Source organism: Streptomyces sp. NPDC006529 (genome assembly GCF_040611795.1).
In the GTDB taxonomy this organism is placed as follows: Bacteria; Actinomycetota; Actinomycetes; order Streptomycetales; family Streptomycetaceae; genus Streptomyces.
Genome location: NZ_JBEXPB010000025.1, coordinates 43,361 through 59,793 on the forward strand (window position 1 = coordinate 43,361; position 16,433 = coordinate 59,793).

Annotated in this window: 14 protein-coding genes; 2 read left to right on the top strand and 12 right to left on the bottom strand. The window is 72.8% G+C overall.

What is annotated here, in order from left to right; translation table 11 throughout:
- Window positions 1–143: 143 nt before the first annotated feature.
- Window positions 144–1,214 carry an AraC family transcriptional regulator gene (locus tag ABZY31_RS18775; RefSeq protein ID WP_356411637.1) on the bottom strand — a complete coding sequence of 357 codons (1,071 nt, stop codon included), beginning with the start codon at window positions 1,212–1,214 and terminating at the stop codon, window positions 144–146.
- A gap of 172 nt (window positions 1,215–1,386) precedes the next feature.
- Between ABZY31_RS18775 and ABZY31_RS18780 the strand changes: the two genes are divergently transcribed.
- Window positions 1,387–3,186, top strand: a complete 1,800-nt coding sequence (locus tag ABZY31_RS18780; protein WP_356411640.1) for a long-chain fatty acid--CoA ligase — start codon at window positions 1,387–1,389, stop codon at window positions 3,184–3,186.
- Window positions 3,187–3,242: 56 nt separating this feature from the next.
- Here the strand turns inward: ABZY31_RS18780 and ABZY31_RS18785 are convergent, their stop codons facing one another.
- From ABZY31_RS18785 to ABZY31_RS18820, 8 genes are all read right to left on the bottom strand, one after another.
- On the bottom strand, window positions 3,243–4,157 hold the full coding sequence (locus ABZY31_RS18785) for a hypothetical protein (RefSeq protein WP_356411642.1): 915 nt from the start codon (window positions 4,155–4,157) through the stop codon (window positions 3,243–3,245).
- Between the two features lie 35 nt (window positions 4,158–4,192).
- A complete protein-coding gene (locus tag ABZY31_RS18790) occupies window positions 4,193–5,065 on the bottom strand; it encodes a hypothetical protein (RefSeq protein WP_356411645.1) in 873 nt (290 codons plus the stop codon).
- Window positions 5,066–5,103: 38 nt separating this feature from the next.
- Window positions 5,104–5,991, bottom strand: a complete 888-nt coding sequence (locus ABZY31_RS18795; protein WP_356411648.1) for a hypothetical protein — start codon at window positions 5,989–5,991, stop codon at window positions 5,104–5,106.
- Window positions 5,992–6,157: 166 nt separating this feature from the next.
- Window positions 6,158–6,778 (bottom strand): hypothetical protein, encoded by a 621-nt coding sequence (locus ABZY31_RS18800; RefSeq protein ID WP_356411651.1) that lies wholly within the window; start codon window positions 6,776–6,778, stop codon window positions 6,158–6,160.
- A gap of 41 nt (window positions 6,779–6,819) precedes the next feature.
- The gene (locus tag ABZY31_RS18805; protein ID WP_356411756.1) at window positions 6,820–7,680 is read right to left on the bottom strand and encodes a TIGR03619 family F420-dependent LLM class oxidoreductase; all 861 of its coding nucleotides are present in this window, start codon (window positions 7,678–7,680) and stop codon (window positions 6,820–6,822) included.
- 130 nt (window positions 7,681–7,810) lie between these two features.
- The gene (locus ABZY31_RS18810; protein WP_356411654.1) at window positions 7,811–8,938 is read right to left on the bottom strand and encodes an ADP-ribosylglycohydrolase family protein; all 1,128 of its coding nucleotides are present in this window, start codon (window positions 8,936–8,938) and stop codon (window positions 7,811–7,813) included.
- A gap of 180 nt (window positions 8,939–9,118) precedes the next feature.
- Window positions 9,119–11,731, bottom strand: a complete 2,613-nt coding sequence (locus tag ABZY31_RS18815; protein WP_356411657.1) for a bifunctional FO biosynthesis protein CofGH — start codon at window positions 11,729–11,731, stop codon at window positions 9,119–9,121.
- Window positions 11,732–11,783: 52 nt separating this feature from the next.
- Window positions 11,784–12,566, bottom strand: a complete 783-nt coding sequence (locus ABZY31_RS18820; RefSeq protein WP_356411660.1) for an SDR family oxidoreductase — start codon at window positions 12,564–12,566, stop codon at window positions 11,784–11,786.
- A 173-nt stretch (window positions 12,567–12,739) separates the two neighbouring features.
- Here ABZY31_RS18820 and ABZY31_RS18825 point away from each other — a divergent pair, with 173 nt between their 5' ends.
- Window positions 12,740–13,603, top strand: coding sequence for a hypothetical protein (locus tag ABZY31_RS18825; protein ID WP_356411663.1), 864 nt, complete (start codon window positions 12,740–12,742; stop codon window positions 13,601–13,603).
- Between the two features lie 207 nt (window positions 13,604–13,810).
- On the opposite strand, the gene ABZY31_RS18830 is transcribed toward ABZY31_RS18825, so the two are convergent.
- From ABZY31_RS18830 to ABZY31_RS18840, 3 genes are all read right to left on the bottom strand, one after another.
- Window positions 13,811–14,023: a DUF397 domain-containing protein gene (locus tag ABZY31_RS18830; protein ID WP_330331026.1), complete on the bottom strand. Its 213-nt coding sequence runs from the start codon at window positions 14,021–14,023 to the stop codon at window positions 13,811–13,813.
- A gap of 202 nt (window positions 14,024–14,225) precedes the next feature.
- Window positions 14,226–15,110, bottom strand: a complete 885-nt coding sequence (locus tag ABZY31_RS18835; protein WP_356411666.1) for a helix-turn-helix transcriptional regulator — start codon at window positions 15,108–15,110, stop codon at window positions 14,226–14,228.
- Window positions 15,111–15,435: 325 nt separating this feature from the next.
- Window positions 15,436–16,185 carry a GPP34 family phosphoprotein gene (locus ABZY31_RS18840; RefSeq protein ID WP_356411669.1) on the bottom strand — a complete coding sequence of 250 codons (750 nt, stop codon included), beginning with the start codon at window positions 16,183–16,185 and terminating at the stop codon, window positions 15,436–15,438.
- Window positions 16,186–16,433: the final 248 nt, after the last annotated feature.

Consider the following 16,433-nt stretch of genomic DNA (forward strand, 5'->3'; position numbering starts at 1 on the left):
GTGTGGGGGTGGTGGTGAGGAGACCGTAGTGACCGACCGGTCGGAAGGTCGCTGACCGGGCAGCTCACCTTTGCTGACCCGACCCCTCACACCCGGCTCACCCGCCGCCGCACACCCGGCTCACCCGCCGCCGGACACCCGGCTCACCCGCCGCCGGACGCGCCGGGCACGTCATCCGAAAGGGGACACCGCTCGGCGGGATCCACCCCGCCGGAGTGCGCGCGGTAGGCGCCCGGCGTGGTGCCCGTCCAGCGGCGGAACGCCCGGTGGAAGGCGGTGTCCTCGGAGAACCCCAGCCGCGCCGCCAGCTCCGCGATCGGCTCCGCGCTCTCCGCCAGCCCGGCGATCGCCGCGTCCCGCCGCACGTGGTCCTTGAGCTGCTGGAAGGAGGTCCCGTCCGCCCGCAGCCGGCGCCGCAGCGTCGCCGGGGACACCGCGAGGCGCGCCGCGACCTCGCCCAGCTCCGGCAGCCGCGGGGAGACCCGGAGCTGCCGGCTCAGCGCCCGGCGCACCTGCTCGGCGACCGTGGTCCCGTACTCCGGGCGCGACAGCAGGTCGAAGGGCGCGCGGCGCAGCATCGCGTCGAGCGCGGCCTCGTCCCGGACGAGCGGCGCGCCCAGCCAGCGCGCGTCGAAGGCGGCACCGGTCCGCGGCTGCCCGAACCGGACCGGGCAGTCGAAGAGCAGGTCGTACTCCTGCGCGTGCGGCGGCGGAGGGTAGGCGAACGCCGTGTGCGCGAGCGGGATCCGGCGGCCGATCAGCCAGCTGCACAGCCGGTGGAAGATGGCGAGCAGGCACTCGGTGAGGAACCGCTCCTCGTCGCGCCCGAAGTCGTTGTGGACGGTGAACAGGGCCTGGCCGCCCGCCACTTCGAGGTGCAGCTCCGGGCCGCCGGGGAAGAGCCGGTAGAAGGCGGCGCCGCGCTCGACGGCCGCCCCCAGGTCCCGGCAGCCCAGCGCGGCGTGACACATCATGGCGAAGGTGCCGGGACGGCTCGGGGCCGCGGCGAGGCCGAGGAACTCGTCCTGGGTGCTGCGGTACAGGGCGCGGAAGAGCCGCGCGAACTGCGCGGGCGTGACGCGCGCCCGGTCGTCGCCGAGCAGCAGCGGCGGTATCTGCGCCTCCTGCAACAGCGGCACGACGTCCGTGCCCGCGGCGCGCGCACCCGCGAGCACGGCGCGCACGTGGTGCACGGTGACCGTCCGCCTCCCCATGACCGCGACGGTAGCCGCACATGAGCGATGCGGTCAGCGGGGGTGACGCTTCCGGTCATGCCGCCGGGGGCGAACAGCTGCCTAGCGTCGTCCGTACGCACCCCGCACATCCACCCGCACGCCCGCACACCCACCCGTCCCGTTCGCGCGGGCAGCTCTGGAGGCGATACCGATGGACGCTGTGCGACCGGACACGCTGGCGGTGTTCACCCGCTGGACCGCGCGGCGGTACGGGCCCCGGACCGCCCTGCGCTACCGGCGGGAGGGCGCCTGGCGGACCCGGACGTACGCCGAACTCGACGCCGCGGCCGACGGGGCGGGCCGGGCGCTGCTGGCCCTCGGGGTGGCGCCGGGGGAGCGGGTCGCCGTACTCGCCGAGACGCGGCCGGAGTGGACCTGCACCCACTTCGGGGTGCTGGCGGCGGGCGCGGTCATCGTGCCGGTGTACCCGACGGCGGGTGCGGAGGAGCTGGCCTGGGTGCTCGCGGACTCGGGTGCGGTGGTCGCCGTCTGCGACGACGAGACGCAGGCGGCGCGGGTGACGGCCCTGCGGGGCGGGCTGCCGCAGCTGCGCGCGGTGGTGCTGATGGACCCGGCGGGGGCGGCGGCGGACGGGGCGCGGAGCGGCACGCCGTTCCTGTCGTCGTTCGCGGCGGTCGACGACGGGGACGGGGAAGGGGACGAGGCCGGGGCGGACGCACTCGGGCGCCGGGCGGCGGCGGTCCGGCCGCAGGACGACGCGTCCCTCGTCTACACCTCCGGCACCACCGGCCTGCCGAAGGGCTGCCGCCTCACCCACGGCAACCTCGGCGCCATCCAGGACGCCACCCTCCCGCTGGTCAACGGCGGGCCGGGCGACTCGACGTACCTCTACCTGCCGCTGGCCCACCTGCTGGCCCAGCTGATCCAGTTCACCACCCTGCTGGAGGGCGGGGAACTGTGCTACTTCGGCGGCCGGATCGAGGACGTCATCGCCGAACTCGCCGAGGCGCGCCCGACCCACCTGCCGTCCGTGCCGCGCCTGTTCGAGAAGCTGCACTCGGTCGTCCTCTCCCTCGCCGAAGGCCGGGAGGGCGGCCGGGAGCGCTTCGAGGAGGCGGTCCGGCTCGGCCTCCTGGCGGCGGACGGCGCACTGCCGGACGCCGAGCGGGACGCGTACGAGGCGGCGGAGAAGTCCCTCCACTCCCTGGTCCGGGAGGCGCTCGGCGGGCGGCTGCGCTGGGCGCTGACGGGCGGCGCGCCCATCGCGCCCGCGACCCTGGACTTCCTGCGGGCCTGCGGGATCGCGGTCTTCGAGGGGTACGGAATGACCGAGTCGGCCGGGGTCATCAGCCTCAACCACCCGGGGGCGGTCCGTCACGGGACGGTCGGGCGGCCCATCGCGGGCTGCGAGGTGCGGATCGCGGACGACGGCGAGGTGCTGGCCCGGGGCCCGATGGTCTTCCCGGGCTACCACGCGAACCCGCGGGCCACGGCGGAGGCCGTCGACCCCGGAGGGTGGTTGCACACGGGGGACCTGGGCGCCCTGGACGAGGACGGGTTCCTGCGGATCACCGGCCGGAAGAAGGAACTGATCATCACCTCGTCGGGCAAGAACATCACCCCGACGGAGGTGGAGTTCGCCGTCCAGCGCTCGCGCTTCGTCTCCCGGGCGGTGATGATCGGCGACCACCGCCCCCACCCGGTCGCCCTGATCACCCTGGACACCGAGGAGATCACCGCCTGGGCCGCCCGGGAGGGGCACGACCTGGCCGGCGCACCGTCCGCGCATCCGGCGGTGCGCGCGCTGGTGGAGGCGGCGGTGGCCGAGGCCAACGCCACCGTCTCCCGACCGGCCCGCATCCGCGCCTTCCACATCCTGGACACGGAATTCACCGTGGAGTCGGGCGCCCTGACCCCGACCCTGAAACTCCGCCGCGCGGCGGTGGCGAAACGCTACGCGGCGGAGATCGACGCCTTGTACGGGTCGTGAGGGGGCGGGTCGGGTGCCCGAGGGCGGGTGCGGGGCCCGTAACCGGTCCGGAAGGATCAGACCTTGTTCCAGGTGCCGGACTGCCAGAGGGCGCCGCCCTTGCCGGGGCCGCCGTCCGCCGTGTAGACGACGAAGTTGCCGTCGTCCTGGAGGAGGGCGTAGGCGCCGGGGTTGTTGGTGGTGCCGGCGCTCCAGACGACCTTCTTCCCGCCCATCCAGTCGCGCATGAACAGGTCACCGTCGGTGCCCATGCGCAGTTCCAGCACCTGGAAGCCCGTGCCGTACGTGCCGGTGTTCCAGATGGCCTTGCCGTCGCTCTTGCGGTACATCACGAGGTTGTTGTCGGGCTGGATGACCAGCCAGACGGACGCGGACTGGGCCCAGTCGCCCGTGAACCAGTAGCGGTACTCGTGCTGCGCGTCCTCGGCGCACACCTTCGTGGTGTTCTCCGACCGCAGGGTTGTCCAGTGCAGCCCCCACTTGTCGTCCTTGCGGCCGATGACCTTGAAGTTGCCGTCCGCCTCCAGCTTCGCCACGGGCGTGTTCTCCGCGTGGTCGCCGTAGGTGGCGGTGTGCCAGATGCCGCCGCCGGTCTCGGCGCTGCCGCCCTGCTTGTAGATGACGAAGTTGCCGTCCTGCTGCATGGTGGCGTACGCGCCGGGGTTGCCGTAGGTGGCGCTGTTCCACAGCGGGAGCTTGTAGCCGCCCGGATTGCCGAGCGCGTACAGCACCAGGTTCCCGTCGCCCTGCATGACCAGCTCGGTCGACCCGGTCGGGCTGGTCATCTTCTCGCCCGGTGCGAGCCGCTGGCCGGCGTTCAGGAGGGTCTCGCGGCGGTCGTAGGGCTCGTCGCACTCGGCCATCCCGGGCAGGGGCCCGGGCGCGGCGTGCGCCGTGGCCGGGACCAGCGAGGCCAGGGCGGTGGCGGCGAGTGCGGATATGAACGTGGTGCGGACGAAGCGGTGGCGCATGGTTTTTCCCCCGTGGTGCATAAGGTGCTGCTCGGTCAGATCTTGTTGTACGTACCGGTGTTCCACAGGCCCCCGCCCTTGCCGGGGCCGCCGCTCTGCTTGTAGACGACGAAGTTGCCGTCGTCCTGGAGGAGCGCGTAGGCGCCGTCGTTGCCGCCGGTCCCGGTGTGCCAGCGGACCGTTCCGTTGCGGTCCCCCTCGCGCAGGACCAGGTCGCCGTGGTCCCCGATCTCCAGGTTCAGGGCGCTCCGGCTGCCGTAGGTGCCGCTGCCCCAGATGGCCTTGCCGTCGCTCTTGCGGTACATGACGAGGTTGTCGTCCCGCTGGAGCACCAGCCACACGGACGCGGACTGGGCCCAGAAGCCGCGGCCCCAGGCCATGTCGGAGGAGCACACCCTGACGTGCTGCTCGGGGGTGTTGGACCAGAACGAGTTCTGGGCGTGGCCGGACACCACGAGCTGGCCGTCGTCCCGCATGGAGGCGGCCGGGTAGCTGTTGGCCCGGTCGCCGTAGGTGGCGGTGTGCCAGATCCCGCCGCCGGTCTGTGCGCTGCCGCCCTGCTTGTAGATGACGAAGTTGCCGTCTTCCTGCATGGTGGCGTAGGCGCCGGGGTTGCCGTAGGTGCCGCTTTGCCACAGCGGAAGCTTGTAGCCGCCCGGAGTGCCGAGCGCGTAGATGACGAGGTTCCCGTCGCTCTGCATGACAAGTTCCGTCTTGCCGGGCGTCGGTACGAGGCTCGCGCCCGATGCGAGGCGCTCGCCGGGGCGCAGGTCGGAACTGCGGCCGGTCGCACCGGTCCGGCACTGGCCGGGGTCTTCGGTGGCCGACGCCGTCGCCGGGACCAGGACGGTCGTGGCGCAGGCGGCGAGCAGGGCGCTCAGGGCTCCGCGGAGCAGGTGGTGGCGCATGGTCGGGCTTCCCCCGTGGTGCATAAGGTGCTGTTCGGTCAGATCTTGTTGTACGTGCCGGTGTTCCAGAGGCCGCCGCCCTTGCCGGGGCCGCCGTCCTTCTTGTAGACGACGAAGTTGCCGTCGTCCTGGAGGAGGGCGTAGGCGCCGTCGTTTCCGGCCGTACCGGTGCGCCAGCGCACCGCGGTGCGGTTCTCCTCGACGAGCGTCAGGTCGCCGCGGTCCTTGGGGGCCATCTGCAGGTCCAGCCGGTGGGCGCCCCCGTAGGTGCCGCTGTTCCAGATGGCCTTGCCGTCGCTCTTGCGGTACATGACGAGGTTGTTGTCCCGCTGGAGCACCAGCCACACGGATGCGGACTGGGCCCAGTTCCCGGACCACCACGCCTCGGCGGCCGTCGCGTACTCCGAGCAGAGCCACGCCTCGCGCTCCGCGCTCCCGGTCGACCAGTACGGGCCCGGGTTGCGGCCTTCGACGACGAACGCGCCGCCGAGCAGGGAGGCCCGTACGGTACCGGTCCCGCTGCCGTAGGTGGCGGTGTGCCAGATCCCGCCGCCGGTCTGTGCGCCGCCGCCCTGCTTGTAGATGACGAAGTTTCCGTCTTCCTGCATGGTGGCGTAGGCGCCGGGGTTGCCGTAGGTCCCGCTGTTCCACAGGGGGAGCTTGTAGCCGCCCGGCGTGCCGAGTGCGTACAGCACCAGGTTCCCGTCGCCCTGCATGACCAGCTCGGCCGCGCTGACCAGGTCCGCCAGGCGGGCGCCGGACTCCAGGCGCTGGCCGGGGCGGATCTCCGCGAGCGTGCCGCCCTTGGGGCCGTGGCACTCGGCCGGTGCGGCGGCGGCCGGCGAGGCGGCCGCCGGGATGAGGACGCTCGCGGCGGAGGCGGCGAGCAGGGATACGAGCGCTCTGCGGAACGCGCGGGTGCGCATGGTTGATTTCCCCCCAGGAAATGCGTGCCGGTCGACCGGCCGATCATACGAGGTGCCTTGGGCATCCCTTTGGGGTCCCTTGGGCATCTCTTTCTACACCGGGGGGTGCGGGTCCGTTCAACGGATTACCCGGGCGTTCCGTCCCGGACGCGCCGGGTCGCGGATGTCAGGTCGCGTTGAACGACCAGAAGACGCCCACCTCGCCCGTCTCGGGCGGGGCGGTCACGATCAGGCCGACTTCCTCGGCGTAGTCGGTGAGAGGGGTCCCGCCGCCCTCCAGCCGGGCCCGGAGGAAGTCCGGGGCGGTGGTCGTGCGGGCGAGCCGGGAGGTGGTCCAGTACGACGCCGCCCCGCCCGGGCCGAAGCGCCGCAACAGGGTGCGGGCGTCCTCCCGTACGGCCTCCCGCTCCGCGGGCGCGCGGCCGTACAGCGGGGCCGGCTCGAAGGTCCACTCCTGGGTGAGGGAGGCGAGCAGGTCGACGGCGGCGGCGTGCTCCAGCGGGTGCAGCGCCGCGCGCAGGCCGTCGGGGGTGAGGCCGGCGCGGAAGGGGAACGAGGGTCCGGCCGCGGCTCGTTCCTCGCCGTCCCGGTCCCAGTCGAGGCCGGCCCATTCCCGGGGGTCGGCGTTCTCGCGGCGCAGCACGGCGAGGACGTCCGCGGCCCAGTCCGGGTGCCGGCGCGCCCCCGCCGCGGCGAACACGTACGGGTCGTCCAGGAGCCGCAGCAGGGCGCTCTGCCACTCCTGCGCGTCGCCGCCGGCCGGGGCCGTGCTTGCGGGTGCGTTCACGAGGTCGGGTCCAAGGAGGTGAGGGCCGGGAGGCGGGTCGTTCAGAGGTACGGGGCGTACTCGTCCAGGGTCCGCAGGACCTCGGTCGCGTCCGCCGAGGGCAGTTGCAGGACGACCTCCTCGATGCCCAGCTCGGCGTAGTGGGCGAGTTTGCCGGGGGTCGGCCGGACGGCGTACGGGACCACTTGGAGCGACTTCGGATCGCGTCCCGCCGCCTCCCACACCCCGCGCAGCGCGGGCAGCGACTCGGTGAGGCCGCCGCCGCCGATGGGCATCCAGCCGTCGGCGTGGTCGGCGATCGCGGCGAAGAGCTTGGGTCCGGCGGCGCCGCCGATCAGGGTGCGCGGACCGTACAGCGGTACGCCCGGGGTGAGTTCGCGGGGCGGCTGCACCGGCTTGGGGAAGGCCGAGCTGGCCCGGACGCTGCCGAAGGGGCCGGTGTACGCGGTCGGTTCGGGCGCCCACAGCGCGCGCATCAGCGCCATCCGGTCCCGCACCAGCTCCCGCCGGGCCCGCCACTCCACCCCGTGGTCGGCGGCCTCCTCGACGTTCCAGCCGTAGCCGAGGCCGAGGGTGAACCGGCCCCCGGAGAGGTGGTCGAGGGTGGCGACCTGCTTGGCCAGCCCGATCGGGTCGTGCTGCGCGACCAGGGTGATGCCGGTGCCCAGCCCCAGCCGCTCGGTGACGGCGCCGGCCTGCCCGAGCGCCACGAACGGGTCGAGGGTGCGCCCGTACTCCTCGGGCAGTGCGCCGCCCATCGGGGCCGGGGTGTCGCGGCTGACCGGGATGTGGGTGTGCTCGGGGAGGTAGAGGCCGGAGAAACCCCGCTCTTCGAGCGCGCGGGCGAGCGGCACGGGCGCGATGGTCCGGTCGGTCAGGAAGACGGTGGCGGCGATCCGCAGGGTCGGCGTGCTCGGCATGGGTACTGACACCTCCGTGACGTGGGTGGGGTCACGCTACGGGCTCCCGCGCGCGGTGGGCAGGGTGAACCGGTGGCCAAGTGAGCCGTGCCGCGCGGCTGTTACGGGCGGCTCAGCCCCGCGGGTAGCGGGCCAGCCAGCCCGGGGAGGAGAGCGCCGGGCCGTGGAGGGCGGGGCCCTGGGTCATTTCCAGGGCGAAGTCGTCGCAGAGCTCCAGCAGCGTGGCGCGTCCCTCCAGGTCGGCCAGCCAGGCCGCCGGGAGGGCGGTCTCGCCGTGCAGGGCGCCCAGCAGCGCTCCGCAGAGGGCGCCGCTGGAGGCGGAGTCGCCACCGTGGTTGACCGCGAGGCGCAGCCCGTGGCGCACGTCCTCGGCGACCATTGCGCAGTACACCGCCACCGCGAGGGCGTCCTCGGCGTTGCGGCCGTCGCCCGCGTGGAGCGATTCGATGATCCGGGGAGAGGGGACGCCCTGGGTGACGGCGGCCGTGGCCCGCTGGAGGGCGTCGGTGACGGGCTGCCCGCCGGCCCGGGAGCCGAGCAGGCCCAGGGCCCGCTGGACGGCCGCGTCGAGGCCCTCGCCGCGGGTCAGGCCGTGGACTATGACCGCGAAGGCGCCCGCCGACAGGGAGGCGGCGGGGTGGCCGTGGCTCTGGGCGGCGCACTCGACGGCCAGCTGGAGCACCAGGGCGGGCTCCCAGCCGACCAGCAGGCCGAAGGGGGCCGAGCGGACGGTGGCGCCCGAGTCCCGGGCGGCCGGGTTCTTGGGGTGCTCCAGCGTGCCGAGGACCGCGTCGCCGAAGCCGGTCAGGCAGGCGCGGGCGGGGTCGCGGCGGGCGTAGAGCCACTCCTCCTGGGCGAGCCAGCCGTTGTCCGCGCGCCGCTCGTCCGGGCCCCAGTCGTGCTGGGTGGCCGCCCAGCGCAGGTAGGCGTGGTGGACGTCGGTGGGCGGGTGCCAGGCGCCGGTGTCCCGGCGCACGTGGGCCCGTATCAGGCCGTCCACGGTGAAGAGGGTGAGCTGGGTGGCGGCGGTGACGGCGCCGCGCCGGCCGTGGGCGGGGACGCATTCGGTCAGGCCCTGCGCGCCGTGGGCCTCGCGGATCCCGTCCAGCGAGAGCCCGGCGACCGGCGCGCCGAGGGCGTCCCCGAGGGCGGACCCGAGCAGGACGCCGCGCACCCGGCCGCGGAAGTCCTGCTGTTCGACCCGGCCCCACAGGCCGGTGGCCAGGCTTCCCGTCGTCACGCTTCCCGCCGCCAAGTCCATGAACGCATCCCCCCGCTGGGCTCTGGCGCGCACTGTAGTGGACCGCCCTGTTCGAATCCGGAGGCAGGCCTGCGCGCGGCCCGTTAGTGGGCGGAGAAAGGCCGGAATGAGGGTACTTCCGGCCACCCCGCCGTAGCCCGCACGCTCCCGCGTCCCGGCCTACTCCAGGACGGGCAGCAGCGCGGGCAGGTGCCCGTCCGAGGCCCGTGCCGCCCGCTGCCGCTCCTCGGGGACCTCCCCGTACAGCGTCGTACGGGCGCGCGCCGGACGCCCGGCGGCCTCCGCGATCGCGACGAGGTCCCGGACCGACTTGTACGAGCCGTAACCGGAGCCGGCCATCCGGGAGATGGTCTCCTCCATCAGCGTCCCGCCCAGGTCGTTGGCGCCCGAGCGCAGCATCTCGGCCGCGCCCTCGGCGCCGAGCTTGACCCAGCTGGTCTGGATGTTGGTGATGTGCGGGTGCAGCAGCAGCCGGGCCATCGCCATCACGGCGCGGTTGTCGCGGGCCGTCGGGCCGGGCCGGGCGATGCCCGCCAGGTAGACCGGCGCGTTGGTGTGGATGAAGGGCAGCGTCACGAACTCCGTGAACCCGCCGGTCCGCTGCTGGATCCGGGCCAGGGTGCGGAAGTGGCCGAGCCAGTGCCGCGGCTGGTCCACGTGCCCGTACATCATCGTGGACGAGGAGCGGATGCCCAGCTCGTGCGCGGTGGTGACGACGTCGATCCAGTCGGCGGTGGGCAGCTTGCCCTTGGTGAGCACCCAGCGGACCTCGTCATCCAGGATCTCCGCCGCGGTCCCCGGGATGGAGTCCAGCCCGGCCTCCTTGGCCGCCGTCAGCCAGTCGCGGACCGACATCCCGGTGCGGGCGGCGCCGTTGACGACCTCCATGGGGGAGAAGGCGTGCACGTGCATGCCGGGCACCCGCTCCTTCACCGCGCGCGCGATGTCGAAGTACGCCGTCCCGGGCAGGTCCGGGTGGATGCCGCCCTGCATGCACACCTCGACCGCGCCCACGTCCCAGGCCTGGGCGGCGCGGTCGGCGACCTGGTCCAGGGAGAGGGTGTAGGCGTCGGCGTCGGTGCGGCGCTGGGCGAAGGCGCAGAAGCGGCAGCCGGTGTAGCAGACGTTGGTGAAGTTGATGTTCCGCGTGACGATGTACGTCACGTCGTCGCCGACCACGGACTTGCGCAGGTCGTCGGCGATCCGGCAGAGCGCGTCCAGCGCCGGTCCGTCGGCGTGCAGCAGCGCGAGGGCCTGGTCGTCGGTGAGCTTCGTCGGGTCGTCGGCCGCCCGGGCCAGGGCCGCGCGGACCTCGGCGTCGATGCGTTCGGGGTCCGAGGAGGCCGCGCCGGCGTCCGGCACCATGCCGGGCGCCGCCGCCTCGCGCAGCGCGTCCCAGTCGCCGTAGACGTGGTCGAAGTCCTCGCGCCGGTCACCGGTGCGGCCCTCGGTGTCGATGGTGCTGTGCAGATCGGTGCGCCCGGTGGCGGTGAACCCCTCGTCGGGCTCCTGCCACGGCCGCCCCTCGACCCGCGCGTGCTCATCGGCGAGCCCGTTCGCCGGGTCGGCCAGCGCGCGGACGTGCGGGAGCAGCCGGGGATCGAGCCAGGGCTCGCCGCGCTCCAGGAACTCCGGGTAGATGGTGAGGCGTTCGCGCAGCTCGAAGCCGGCGGCGGCGGTCCGCTCGGCCAGCTCCTCGATGTGCGGCCAGGGGCGCTCGGGGTTCACGTGGTCGGGGGTGAGCGGCGAGACGCCGCCCCAGTCGTCGATGCCCGCGCCGATGAGCAGGGCGTACTCGGCGTCCACCAGGTTCGGCGGGGCCTGGATCCGGGCGGACGGGCCCAGGATGTGCCGGGCGACGGCGATGGCGGCGGCCAGCTCCTCCAGCTCCGCGTCGGGCATCACGCGCATCGCGGTGTCCGGCTTGGCGCGGAAGTTCTGGACGATCACCTCCTGGATGCCGTGGTAGGCGCGCTGGATCCGGCGCAGCTCGAAGAAGGCGTCCGCGCGCTCCTCGTAGGACTCGCCGATCCCGATCAGCACGCCGGTCGTGAAGGGGACGTTCGAGCGGCCCGCGTCCTCCAGGACGCGCAGCCGCACGGCCGGCTCCTTGTCGGGCGAACCGTGGTGCGGGCCGCCCGGCTCGGACCACAGCCGGGTAGCGGTGGTCTCCAGCATCATGCCCATGGAGGGGGCGACGGGCTTCAGGCGCTGGAGGTCGGACCAGGTCAGCACGCCCGGGTTGAGGTGCGGGAGCAGGCCCGTCTCCTCCAGGACCCGGATCGCCATGGCGCGGACGTAGGCGAGCGTGTCGTCGTAGCCGTGCGCGTGGAGCCACTCGCGGGCCTCGGGCCAGCGGTCCTCCGGCCGGTCGCCGAGCGTGAAGAGGGCTTCCTTGCATCCCATCGCCGCGCCCTGGCGGGCGATGTCGAGGACCTCGTCGGGGGAGAGGTACATGCCGTGGCCCGCGCGGCGCAGCTTGCCGGGGACGGTGACGAAGGTGCAGTAGTGGCACGTGTCGCGGCAGAGGCGGGTGAGGGGGATGAAGACCTTGCGGGAGTACGTGATCACCCCCGGGCGGCCCGCGGCGGCGAGCCCGGCGTCCCTGACCCGGGCGGCGGACGCCGCGAGGTCCTCCAGGGCCGCGCCCCGCGCCTGGAGCAGTACGGCCGCCTCGGCCGCGTCGAGCGCGACGCCGTCGCGCGCCCGCTTCAGCGCGCGGCGCATGGAGTTGTCGGTCGGGCCGGCCGGAGCGTTGCTCGGAGTGCTCATGGTGCGAGCATACGATCCGAGGATCCGGCGGCGAGGAGTGTCGCGCCGCCCGTCATCGCATCAGCTCACCGGCGTTGACCAGCAGGGACTGGCCGGTTATCGCCCGGGCCCGGTCGGAGGCGAGGAACGCCGCGGCGTCCGCGACGTCCCCGTCGGTGGCCAGTTCGGGCAGCGCCATCCGCTGGGTGAGCCGGGCCAGTACCTCCGCCTCCGGAACGTTCTCGGAGTGCGCGCTGAAGGTGACGAAGGCCTGCACGGGCGGCCCCCACATCCACCCGGGCAGCACGGTGTTGACCCGGATCCGGTGCGGGCCCAGTTCGCGCGCCATGGAGTACATGGCCGAGGTCAGCGCGCCCTTGGACGCGGCGTAGGCGGCCTGCTGGACCTCGGAGGGGGCGGCGACGGCGGACTGCGTGCCGATGATGACGACGGACCCGCCGCGTTCCTTGAGGGCGGGCAGGCAGGCCCGGGTCATCCGCAGGGTGCCCAGGAGGTTGACGTCGAGGACCTGCTGCCAGGTGCCGAAGTCGGCGTCCTGGAGCCCGCCGAAGTAGGAGTCCCAGGCGGCGACGTGCACGACCGCGTCGATCCCGCCGAAGCGGTCCTGGGCGAGGGCGGCGAGGGCGGCGCACGCGGCCTCGTCGGTGATGTCGGTGGGGAGGTGGGCGGTGTGGGCGCCGTCGGGGTCGATCTCGGCGGCGGTCTTGGCGAGGTTGGCCTCGGTGCGGGCGCCGAGGACGGCGTTGCCGCCGTCGCGGACGACGGTGGCGGCGACCTGGTGGCCGAGCCCGGCGCCGACGCCGGAGACGATGACGGTCTTGCCTTGCAGCAGCATGCGGGGCTCCTGGCGGGGCGGGTGCGCGGGATGCGTGACCTGACGGTGCGTCAGGGTACGGCGCCGGCCCCGGGGTGAGAACCCCCGTGCCGGTGCCTTCCCGGGCGCAGGCGGGCCCGGATCGGCCGGTCCCGGCCCTCCCCATCTGACGTCGCATCAGCTAGACCGTTCCCATGACACGAGAAGACCAGCACGCGCCGTCCGCGGACACCCGCCCCGACGACTACGCCGCACTCGCGTCCGTCGGCCCGTACGGCGTCCACCCGGGACACGCCCTGATCACCATGGTCGAGCCGCACCCGGGCCACGAGTTCGCCTACAACCGCTGGTACGAGGACGACCACTACTACGCGGGGGCCATGGCCATGCCGTGGATGTTCGCCGGGCGGCGCTGGGTCGCCACCCGCGAACTCCAGGAGCTGCGCTACCCCGAGAAGTCCGCCGTCGCCCAGCCGGTCACCACCGGGTGCTACCTCTCGACGTACTGGGTGACCGAGGGCCGCTACGACGAGCACATGAAGTGGACCGTCGGCATCAACAAGCGGCTCAACCGCGACGGCCGCGTCTACCAGGACCGCACGCACGTCTTCACCGCCTTCCAGGACCACGAGGCGACCGTCTACCGCGACGGCGCCGCCGGGCCCCGGGACTACCACGCGATGGACCACCCGTACGGGGGACTCGTCCTCCAGGTGATCGACGCGGAGGACTCCGGGCAGCGGGCCCGGCTGCTGGAGTGGCTGCGCACGCGGCACCTGCCGCAGCGCCTCCAGGGCTCGCAGGCCGCGATGGTGACGGTCTTCCGGCCGACCCCGCTGCCGGGCGACCGGATGACGTACGTCAAGCAGGTCGAGGGGGTCGGCACCCGGCTGACGCTGCTGTGGTTCCTGGAGGCCGACCCGCGCAGCTGCTGGGACGGCTTCCGGGGGCTGGACGCGGAGGTCGCGGCGGCCGGCCTCGGCGGGCGGGTGGAGCTGGTGGCGCCGTTCATCCCGACGGTGCCGGGCACGGACCGGTACGTCGACCAGTTGCGCTAGCGCGACCGGTGCGTGGGCCAGTGGCGCCGGCGCCCGCCCGGACATGGCCGAGCCCCCTCGGCCGGGACGGCGGGCCAGTCGAGAGGGCTCCAGTCAGTACTGCGGGTGGTGCCGTGTGCATCTGCTGAGCTTGTCCTGCTTGTTCTGCCTGTGGTGCGCGTTCTGCCTGTGCTGCGGGCAGACCGGTCGGGGAGTTCGCCGTGATGCTCAGACGAGCTGTCCCAGCCGGCCTTCGTTGACCTCGGTGACGAACGAGGTCCAGGACCCGGGCGCGAAGGCGATGGACGGGCCGTCCTGCACCTTCGAGTCGCGGACCGCGATGGCCTCGGTGACGGGGGACTTGACTTCGACGCACGCACCGTTGCCGCCGGAGTACGAGGACTTCGTCCAGTTTTCCGTGGCGCCCAGTCGAATGGCCATGTTTTTCTCCGGTTCAGCGAGTCGTTCCGAATTGGCGCCAACCCATTTCCTGGTTGACGTGATCGACGCTACCGGCACCGCCCGAGAGGTGAAGGGGTCGTTCACCCGTCCGGATGGCATATTCAGGTCAGGCCTTCCATGGCCGGGCGGTGACGGTGTACGGTACCGGCGCTCATCGTCACCTGCCCGGTTTGGTGCGCTTTTACCGGCGCTTGCCCGCATGGTCGCTGATGATGTCGGAGATGAACTCCCGCGTCTGCTCGACATTGAGTGCCTGGGCGCGCAGGTGCTCGTACATCACGCTGTACTTCTGAACGTCATTGCCCTTCTCCAGGTACAGATCGCTCGTGACGCCCTCGATGTACACGACCGTCGAGTCGGAGGCGTCCGGGAATTCCAGAATGGCGTACTGGCCGTTCACGCCGGGGTGTGCGCCCATCGCGAAAGGCATCACCTGGACGGTGACGTACGGCTGTTCCGACTGCTCTATCAAGTACTCCAGCTGCCGGACCATCAATTGACCGTCGCCGACCCGGCGGCGCAGGGCGGCTTCGTCGATGACCGCCCACAGGCGCAGCGGACCGACGTCGGCGTTGCTGTTGTCGGTCTCCGAGAGCCGCTTCTGGCGGTGCATCCGCACCTGGACGCGCTTCTCGATGTCGACGGGCGCGGTCTCCGGCAGCGCGCCGCGGATCAGTGCCTGGGCGTACTCGGGCGTCTGGAGCAGCCCCGGGACGACCTGGGGCTCGTACGTCCGCAGGCTGGCCGCGTCCGTCTCCAGGCCGATGTAGACGCTGTACGGGATGTCGCCGAAGGCGTGCCACCAGCCCTGCTGGCGCGAATCCTTGGCCATCTGCATCAGGGAGTCGACGAGCCGGCGGTCCTCGACCTCGTAGACGTCGCACAGGTCGCGGACGTCGCGCTGGCTGATGGAGCGACGGCCGTTCTCCAGCCGGCTGATCTTGGACTGGGATACGAGCAGGCGTTCGGCGACCTGCTCGGCCGTCATGCCCTTGTCCTCACGGAGCTTGCGCAACTCCATGCCCAATCGGCGCCGTCGGACGGTGGGGTTGACATTGGACGCCACGGTTACGGCACCTCCGCTTGCTTGCTGTTTGCTTACTGTCTCTCTGCGTGTCTGATGTTGAGCAGACTGCCATCGAAGGGCGCGACCCCGCTGGGGAACGGGCCGGAACGGTTCCGCGGAGGCCGGGGAAACCCGTTCGGGAAACGCAGACGCGCGGGGTGGCGGGGCCGGCGGACCGGCCTCGCCACCCCGCGCGCTGGCGGTGCCCGCACCGGGTCCTTGGGGGATTCCCGGCTGCGGCCATGGCGTTCGTCGTGCGGTGGGGTGTATCGGTGGAGCGGTCGATCTGCGGAGCGGTGGTGCGGTGGATCAGTGGTGCGGTGGATCAGTGTGCGACGGCGCGTGCCATCGCACCCGTGCGGCGCGGCTGCAGCGGAACGCCGGTGGCCGTCGCACGGGCGGGCGGCGGCGCGGGTGCCGGTGCCGGAGCACGGTCACGGCGCGGCTGTGCGGCCACACCGTTCTGGACGTCCATCACGGCGTGTGCCACGAGGCCGCCCATGGGGTCGTGCCGAATCAGGTCCCGCAAGCGGGATCTGGACGAACGCCCCTCGTTGCCGGGGTACAGGTGCTTGCCGAGTCCGACCGCGTGGGCCAGGGCGGCGAGCGCCGCGGTCCGCGGGTCCGGCGGTACGCCGGTGCGGATCGCACTGTCCAGCCGGGCACGGATCTCCCGGCTGATTGCCGTGTCGGTCGCCTGGTAGCGAGTCGTCGGCAGCATTCCGCACATCTGTCCCGCGACGGCATGGACCATGCCGCAGCGCTCCAGGTGAGCGAGGTACACCTGGCGGAGCCCCAGTCGGGGTCCGCCGATCCAGTGGACCGCCCGAACCGGGCTGCCGCGACGGCGCAGCAGTTCCAGTGCGGAGTCCAGGGTCGGATCTCCTGTCGGCCGTGGCATCACCACGGCGATACGATCCCCGTCTGGGGCTATCCGTCCTGCCAGAGCCAGCTCCACTAGCTGTGCCCCGGCCAGGCCGAGGTCGAGCGACTGCGGCTGCGCCGTGGTTCCCGTGGTCGGGTCCAAAGCGAGCAGCAGAAGCTCCTCCGGAATTGTTCTGCGGCTCCTGCCCATCCATGCCTCCCCGCGTGGATGAGTGACAGGGTGACCCCTCTCACATTCATCTGTCGAGAGCGCCTGGCCGGTTTGTGTGGGAACCGGCAAGTATGTCGTTCTCGTCTCGCACGGGGGCGATGCCCCCTAGACGGGACACTGTTAGACGGTTCGGACAGCGGTCCGGGCAGCGGCCGGACGTCGATCGAGGAGGAACTGGTGGCGGGCGAGTCCCCCGACAAGTCGGTACAGCAAGGCGCGGGTGCGCC

Excerpts from the sequence above, each read along its gene's own strand:
- ABZY31_RS18775 (WP_356411637.1), bottom strand. The coding sequence starts at position 1,214 with ATGGGGAGGCGGACGGTCACCGTGCACCACGTGCGCGCCGTGCTCGCG.
- ABZY31_RS18795 (WP_356411648.1), bottom strand. The coding sequence starts at position 5,991 with ATGCGCACCCGCGCGTTCCGCAGAGCGCTCGTATCCCTGCTCGCCGCC.
- ABZY31_RS18825 (WP_356411663.1), top strand. The coding sequence starts at position 12,740 with ATGACACGAGAAGACCAGCACGCGCCGTCCGCGGACACCCGCCCCGAC.
- ABZY31_RS18790 (WP_356411645.1), bottom strand. The coding sequence starts at position 5,065 with ATGCGCCACCACCTGCTCCGCGGAGCCCTGAGCGCCCTGCTCGCCGCC.
- ABZY31_RS18820 (WP_356411660.1), bottom strand. The coding sequence starts at position 12,566 with ATGCTGCTGCAAGGCAAGACCGTCATCGTCTCCGGCGTCGGCGCCGGG.
- ABZY31_RS18840 (WP_356411669.1), bottom strand. The coding sequence starts at position 16,185 with ATGGGCAGGAGCCGCAGAACAATTCCGGAGGAGCTTCTGCTGCTCGCT.
- ABZY31_RS18785 (WP_356411642.1), bottom strand. The coding sequence starts at position 4,157 with ATGCGCCACCGCTTCGTCCGCACCACGTTCATATCCGCACTCGCCGCC.
- ABZY31_RS18780 (WP_356411640.1), top strand. The coding sequence starts at position 1,387 with ATGGACGCTGTGCGACCGGACACGCTGGCGGTGTTCACCCGCTGGACC.
- ABZY31_RS18830 (WP_330331026.1), bottom strand. The coding sequence starts at position 14,023 with ATGGCCATTCGACTGGGCGCCACGGAAAACTGGACGAAGTCCTCGTAC.
- ABZY31_RS18815 (WP_356411657.1), bottom strand. The coding sequence starts at position 11,731 with ATGAGCACTCCGAGCAACGCTCCGGCCGGCCCGACCGACAACTCCATG.